The following is a 7943-nucleotide window of genomic DNA, read 5'->3' on the forward strand; positions in this document are numbered from 1 at the left end:
TGGCATATGATGAATTTTTGCAGGGATTTCTAACAGAGCGCGGTAAGCATCGATTACTGAAAAAATTACAAACGGAGATTATTCCGGCGGAATTTCCGCAACAAAAAATCCCCGCAGCGGATATTGCAACATATTTTAATAACACACTTGAATTTGGTTTTAAAACAGAAGGAAGTGTCATTCAATTAGTTAAGGTACTTTGTTACCTTTCAGGCGATGTCAGTAAACTTACACATTATTGGTGTGAACTTGAAAAGGAATATGGAAATGATCTTACCGAAGTTGAAATCAGCGAATTGCTCTATGAAAAAGTAAAAATAGTGATGGAATCCAAGGAATAAACTATGCCAAATAAAACCAATGCGCTTACCGATCCACGCATCGATCCAAATGCCCTAACGATAGGACAACCCCTTGCCTGTCAATTAGATATTGTACCGATATTTCCGGTGCGTTTCAGCCTGACGGCGAATGCCTTAAACAACGCGGCTCAAACAGGCACGGTTCCACCAATGCCGACGGGCATTGCCGATCCGAATTATGACTTACGCCGTTTGCGTCAAGGGTATCTGTATATTCTTGCTCGCGTTAAACATGTGGGGCATACCACAGATGAGAAAAAACGTTGGTTGATATTTGAATACAATGTGTCAAAAGATGACAGTAATGCGCCTAACCCCGATAGTTGGGGTCTGCCTTATCATTTTAGTCAATATGTCTGGGCGGACGGAACGGCACGCGGAGAATGGAAAAAATTACCCCGCTCATTCCCTTACGCTTACGTGCATGCCCAGGTCGGCGAGATAGAATGTGCTTACAGTGAAATTCGCTGGACACCGGAGATGTTTGAAAAATTAGAGCATGATGTCGAAGCACGGAAAAAAATCATGCAGAAAATTCCCTTAAGCGGCACGGGCGAGTTTATTTTCCCGGGGAAAGAGCTTGCCGAAAAGGTGGCGGATTTTCAACCGACAAAGGCCGGGCAAGATAAAAATGATAGCTATCGCAGAGCCACGGGGATTGGTTATCATCCGGAACATAAGGTGTTTGAACATTGTACGGCAAAGAAAACGATGGTGATTGCACTTTTTGACCGCATTGGCGATGCAAAAGATATTTCAATGTATCATCAGGTTATTCACGCTAACGGTTTAAACGAATTCGCCAAACTGCTTTATCCGGTCACTACTGCCAAGGCGATTGAACAGATAGAGCAACATGTTTATAAGAATCCGAATTGGGCTAAACGATTGATGAGTTCCGACCCGGTAGCTGAAGGTATGCGCGAACAAATTAAATACTATGCGCAAAAGTCGCCGTTAATGGAAGAAAACATTATGCAAAACCTTGCTAAGGCGCAGTTTACGCTCTTAAACCAAAGTGGAAATGGGACACCGCAGACTAAAATGGCGTTGTTAGAGGCGTTGTGTAAAGAAAATGAAAAGCAATGGGAAAGACTGGCGTCAATGGCGGATTATGCGATGGCGTATTACGGCACGGCGATGGCGGGATTGGGCAACACACCGAAAGGGATGGAATATCAGAAAAAGTTATTACTCACCGGCGCCTCGTGGGGCGATAATTTAGCTAACTTGCTGTCTATCGGTGAAAAACTGAATCAACTGCCCCAAGCCGCGTTAAAAAAACTGAGCATAAAGGCATTACGTTTTGATGTCACGATAGACTCAATCATGTCGGCACAGCTGTCCCTTTGGGAAGAAGGGGTGACGAATGCAATACCCTATCGACGTTTTTTAGCGGCGGCGGGATTAACCTTAGAAACACTTAGTGTGTCATATGTTAAAAATCTGAATGCGGGCGCGGCGATTGTGAATAAGCAGATGCATACGCTGATAAAAAATAGCGATAAACTTTTTGCCGGGTTAAGTGCGGCACATTATCGGGCGGAATTAACCAAACATATCCGTGCGGGCACATCCCATTACATTAATATGAACGTACACATCGTAGTGAAAAACGAACACACGCCGGCGACACGGCTGATTCGGGTGAATGAAACAGTCGGTACATTTTTTGCCGGTGCAAGTTTAATCGTGAATTTAAAAGAATGGATGAAGTATAAATCGGATAATTCCGGTTCGTTGTCGGCGTGGTTTTTACATCCGGCGGTACGGCTGACTAATGATTTTGCCGCATTGGTCGGTAGTTTGGAGCGGACAAATAAATCGTTAGTCAAGGAGGCGATGGCAACATTCTACCGTCAATTGGATAGTGCGGCAGTCAAGCAGATTCATGGGCTAATAAACTTTAAGACCCCGATTGGAATAGAAACCAAAGTGGGTAAAGGGCTTCAACTGTCCCGCTACTTAACATTACAGAATGTGGGGCGTTTTGCCAATGTGTTGGGGGTGGTGATTTCCATTGCGCAAGCGATAAAAGAGACACGCACGGGTAATACGAGCGCACGGAATGCGGCAATTATGGCGGGTATGGCGGAAGTGAGTTTCTTTATTTCCACTTTTGCTTATACAGGCGTCTTTATCGGTATTGGAGCAGTGTTGGCGATAACGGCAACCCTAACCTCGCTGGTATCGGATAATGAATTTGAGCTGTGGGTGAGAACGGGGTTCTGGGGAGAATCGAGGGAGTATTGGGGAGATAAAAGAGATGATAAAATTCAAGGTCAAATTTCAAAAGCAGAAAAATTATCATCAAATGCAATATCTGATGAAGTTACAACAATTAAAGCATTCTTTGAAGCAGAAATGGAAGGTTTTTACAACTTGGTATGGGGTATCGGTATTGATACTACCTTAGCAAATCAATATCAATTGAAAGCCTATTGCCCGGCATTTAGGGATGAAAGCAGCGTTAATAAACTGGAAGTGGAAATCCATATAACGGATTATACTCCTCACTCCGCATTACCTATGGAAAGTTACGTATCCGTACCTATTCCCACTGATAAGGTACGTAAAGCGTTTTTATCGGAGGGCGAGATCTTAATTGATCTCACACAAATTAATACGTTGCGGCACTATCGCTATATGCGGAAGAGCCAAGGTACAACTATAATGAATAGTCTAACCGTTAAAGTGAAATACCCAAAACTGGGGGAAGATGTCTCGAATTGGTGGTATCGATTTAATGCAGATTATTTTGAAAGTGAAATCAGCTATACAGGAGTAAGATAAGCCATGGAAAAACAATATAGCCCCGATATGGTCGCCCGTAATGTGAAACAGTTAGGTGATGGGGTAATTGAAGTACGTCGCTATACCGACGGACATATCCGTGCCGATCTGTCTTGGGTATGGTTTTTATGTGTTATGGCTGTGATTATTTATGATTACTTGACTACTCAAAGTATATTTAAGGAAATATTATGGGCAATAGATCCTATAACAAGCATACAAAAAACCTTTAAATTTTATGAAAATCCTCAAAATATTGGTTTCACTTACGATGGAAGAAACTTTAATGAATTTGCTGAGGGAATGTTAAGAAGACATCATTCTAGTTTTTACTTGGGCTGGTTTTATATTCTGTTTCCCCTCTTTTGGTTCTATATGGTGATCTCCCCACGCTGGCGTGCGGTGCGTTTTGATAGCAAACGGCGTTTGGTGTATTTCTGGGACTGGGGACGGCTGTATATTCTGCGTTATCCCCCTTCCGCCAAACGCAATCAAGGGATACTGAATTATTACCTTCAACCCGAAATGTTCACCCCGTGGATACGCCGAAAGCCACATGGTGCCTTGGTGATTCATCTGCCCCATGAAAACCGGGCAAAAACGAAGAAACGCCGCTTACTGCTGGGCATTTACCGCCCCGCCTGCCCATACCAGAATCACGCCTTGCTTGAATTTATTCAGGATTATCTAAGCTGCTACAATCCCGATGAAGAATTTGCCCACTACTTTAAAAAGGAAAAACGGATAAGCAGCGACTATTTTAATTGGTTTTATCAATTCAGCCTATTTCCACAACGCGGCTACAACGAAAAGAAAACCGAAGCGAAAATCCAAGCCTGGCTTGAAAAATACGGTGATGAGCAATAAAACTTATTAAAATCTGACCGCACTTTTGCCGACTGAAAAGTGCGGTGGTTTTTTTGAAAATTTTTACAAATCAGCACATCACATGTTAACAATGTGAATGCGGGGGCGGCGATTGTGAATAAGCAGATGCATACGCTGATAAAAAATAGCGATGAACTTTTTGTCGGGTTAAGTGCGGCACATTATCGGGCGGAATTAACCAAACATATCCGGGCGGGCACATCCCATTACATTAATATGAACGTACAGGTCGTAGTGAAAAACGAACATACGCCGGCGACACGGCTGGTTCGGGTGAATGAAACGGTCGGCACATTTTTTGCCGGTGCAAGTTTAATCGTGAATTTAAAAGAATGGATGAAGTATAAATCGGATAATGCCGGTTCGTTGTCGGCGTGGTTTTTACATCCGGCGGTAGGGCTGACTAATGATTTTGCCGCATTGGTCGGTAGTTTGGAGCGGACAAATAAATCGTTAGTCAAGGAGGCGATGGCAACATTCTACCGTCAATTGGATAGTGCGGCAGTCAAGCAGATTCATGGGCTAATAAACTTTAAGACCCCGATTGGAATAGAAACCAAAGTGGGTAAAGGGCTTCAACTGTCCCGCTACTTAACATTACAGAATGTGGGGCGTTTTGCCAATGTGTTGGGGGTGGTGATTTCCATTGCGCAAGCGATAAAAGAGACACGCACGGGTAATACGGGCGCACGGAATGCGGCAATTATGGCGGGTATGGCGGAAGTGAGTTTCTTTATTTCAACTTTTGCTTATACAGGCGTCTTTATCGGTATTGGGGCAATGTTGGCGATAACGGCAACCCTAACGATGCTGGTATCGGATAATGAATTTGAGCTGTGGGTGAGAACGGGGTTCTGGGGGAGATCGGGGACGTATTGGGGAGTGAAGAGACAAGATTTATCAGATAGATTATCTCAAGCAAAAGCATTAGCTACTTTGGGACAATCTAGTGATTCTCAAAAAATAAAAATATTCTTCGAAAAAGAAATGGAAGGCTTCTATAACTTAGTCTGGGGAATAGGTATTGATACTACATTAGCAAATCAATATCAACTAAAAGCCTATTGCCCAGCATTTAAGGATGAAAGCAGTGTTAATAAACTGGAAGTGGAAATCCATATAACGGATTATACCCCTCACTCCGCATTACCTATGGAAAGTTACGTATCCGTACCTATTCCCACTGATAAGGTACGTAAAGCGTTTTTATCGGAGGGCGAGATCTTAATTGATCTCACACAAATTAATACGTTGCGACATTATCGCTATATGCGTAAGAGCCAAGGTACAACCATAATGAATAGTCTAACCGTTAAAGTGAAATACCCGAAACTGGGGGAAGATGTCTCGAATTGGTGGTATCGATTAAGTGCCGATTATTTTGAAAGTGAAATCAGCTATACAGGAGTAAAATAAGCCATGGAAAAACAATATAGCCCCGATATGGTTGCCCGCAATGTCAAGCAGCTGGGTAATGGAGTGATTGAAGTACGTCGCTATACCGACGGACATATCCGTGCCGATCTGTCTTGGGTGTGGTTTTTAGGGATGATGGGTATACTTGTTTATGATTACTTAACCGATCAGAATATGTTTCATTATATAAAATGGGCAATTTCGGTGGATTGGGCATTAGAAAAAGGATGGTTAAGATATTTTGATATAGCAACATCTTTAGGAAAAGATATACCTTTAAATGAGTATGACTTGTATAAAACTGAGATGCTCGAAATGCACTGGGCAAACCGCTACTGGGGCTGGTTTTATATTCTGTTTCCCCTCTTTTGGTTCTATATGGTGATCTCCCCACGCTGGCGTGCGGTGCGTTTTGATAGCAAACGGCGTTTGGTGTATTTCTGGGACTGGGGACGGCTGTATATTCTGCGTTATCCCCCTTCCGCCAAACGCAATCAAGGGATACTGAATTATTACCTTCAACCCGAAATGTTCACCCCGTGGATACGCCAAAAGCCACATGGTGCCTTGGTGATTCATCTGCCCCATGAAAACCAGGCAAAAGCCAAGAAACGCCGCTTATTGCTGGGCATTTACCGCCCCGCCTGCCCATACCAAAATCAAGCCTTGCTTGAATTTATTCAGGATTATCTAAGCTGCTACAATCCCGATGAAGAATTTGCCCATTACTTTAAAAAGGAAAAACGGATAAGCAGCGACTATTTTAATTGGTTTTATCAATTCAGCCTGTTCCCACAACGTGGCTACAACGAAAAGAAAACCGAAGCAAAAATCCAAGCATGGCTTGAAAAATACGGCGATGAGCAGTAAAACCCATTCAAAATCTGACCGCACTTTTGCCGACTGAAAAGTGCGGTGGTTTTTCTGAAAATTTTATAAAAGAGAAAATAAATGACCGAAAAACAATATAGCCCCGATATGGTTGCCCGAAATGTCAAGCAACTGGGTAATGGAGTGATTGAAGTGCGTCGCTATACCGACGGACATATCCGTGCCGATCTTTCTTGGGTGTGGTTTTTAGCTATTATAGCTTTGTCTATCAATAATTATTTTTTTAGTGATAGCAGAAAATACCATATTGATGTTCTTATCAGTACTTTCAACGAACTTTTATGTCCCACAGATCCTATGCCAAGTATAGACAGAGAATTTTTATTTCTCCAAGATCCTGACAATATTGGGTATATCCTTGGTGGCTTAAGTTATAAAGAATTTGTTGAATATAAACTAAGCAAACGTAGGAATGATTTTTATTGGGACTTGTTTATTAATATCCTCCTTCCCCTCTTTTGGTTCTATATGGTGATCTCCCCACGCTGGCGTGCGGTGCGTTTTGATAGCAAACGGCGTTTGGTATATTTTTGGGATTGGGGGCGACTGTATATTCTGCGTTATCCCCTTTCCGCCAAACGCAATCAAGGGATACTGAATTATTACCTTCAACCCGAAATGTTTACCCCATGGATACGCCAAAAGCCACATGGTGCCTTGGTGATTCATCTGCCCCATGAAAACCAGGCAAAAGCCAAGAAACGCCGCTTATTGCTGGGCATTTACCGCCCCGCCTGCCCATACCAAAATCAAGCCTTGCTTGAATTTATTCAGGATTATCTAAGCTGCTACAATCCCGATGAAGAATTTGCCCATTACTTTAAAAAGGAAAAACGGATAAGCAGCGACTATTTTAATTGGTTTTATCAATTCAGCCTGTTCCCACAACGTGGCTACAACGAAAAGAAAACCGAAGCAAAAATCCAAGCATGGCTTGAAAAATACGGCGATGAGCAGTAAAACTTATTAAAATCAGACCGCACTTTTGGGGATAAAGCGGAAAGTGCGGTGGTTTTTTTGAAAATTTTTACGCGCCAAATCCTATTCCGGTTTTCCGGTTGGCGATGCGAATAAAAAAGACGGGCTATTCAGCGGTATAAAACGGGTATTTCAATCTGAAACCCATGATGGCGCGGTGAATAATAAAACCTGGCAACAGATGGAGCAATATTTAACCTATCGTCCGACGCAATATGAACAGGATATGATAAACCTGACCAAAGCACATCGCGCCATGGCGGAACAAAGCGGCGACCACAGCATTATTGCACAGTTAAATCTGCTTAATCGTTTAATGCTCGATTATTACAATCAGCCCAATAAACTGTATCCGGTCACCAATTATCTCATGAGCCTCATCACGGCGGCACAAAGCGGCATAAGTACGCGGGCGAAAGGTATTGGCGAGCAGGCGGAAATGTTAAAATTGGTCAATGCGAAACTGAATGCGCAAACCGGGTTGCCGGAAGCGCTTACGCAATCCCCAAAAAGTTATGGTGATTATTTGGCGAATATCTTAAAGATAGCCGATAAAAGCAACAATCTGACTAAAGAAGGTTCCGTATTGATTGAATTAAACCGCATCAAATTTGA

At 42.7% G+C, this 7943-nt stretch carries 5 protein-coding genes and 2 pseudogenes; all 7 read left to right on the forward strand.

The genetic code is table 11. The features are described from left to right. Positions 1 to 341: pseudogene (locus tag EDC44_RS13050) on the forward strand (DUF4123 domain-containing protein); the annotation flags it as partial. Positions 342 to 344: 3 nt separating this feature from the next. Continuing rightward, the gene (locus tag EDC44_RS13300; RefSeq protein WP_243647950.1) at positions 345 to 3155 is read left to right on the forward strand and encodes a toxin VasX; all 2811 of its coding nucleotides are present in this window, start codon (positions 345 to 347) and stop codon (positions 3153 to 3155) included. A gap of 3 nt (positions 3156 to 3158) precedes the next feature. Then, on the forward strand, positions 3159 to 4022 hold the full coding sequence (locus EDC44_RS12700; RefSeq protein ID WP_131979716.1) for a hypothetical protein: 864 nt from the start codon (positions 3159 to 3161) through the stop codon (positions 4020 to 4022). A 114-nt stretch (positions 4023 to 4136) separates the two neighbouring features. Further along, the gene (locus EDC44_RS12705) at positions 4137 to 5459 is read left to right on the forward strand and encodes a hypothetical protein (RefSeq protein ID WP_243647951.1); all 1323 of its coding nucleotides are present in this window, start codon (positions 4137 to 4139) and stop codon (positions 5457 to 5459) included. Between the two features lie 3 nt (positions 5460 to 5462). Then, positions 5463 to 6329, forward strand: coding sequence for a hypothetical protein (locus EDC44_RS12710; protein ID WP_165870271.1), 867 nt, complete (start codon positions 5463 to 5465; stop codon positions 6327 to 6329). Positions 6330 to 6410: 81 nt separating this feature from the next. Further along, the gene (locus tag EDC44_RS12715; protein WP_131979719.1) at positions 6411 to 7310 is read left to right on the forward strand and encodes a hypothetical protein; all 900 of its coding nucleotides are present in this window, start codon (positions 6411 to 6413) and stop codon (positions 7308 to 7310) included. A gap of 175 nt (positions 7311 to 7485) precedes the next feature. Then, positions 7486 to 7943 (forward strand): annotated as a pseudogene (locus EDC44_RS12720) (hypothetical protein); the annotation flags it as partial.

This window comes from Cricetibacter osteomyelitidis (genome assembly GCF_004340985.1).
Taxonomy (GTDB): Bacteria; Pseudomonadota; Gammaproteobacteria; order Enterobacterales; family Pasteurellaceae; genus Cricetibacter; species Cricetibacter osteomyelitidis.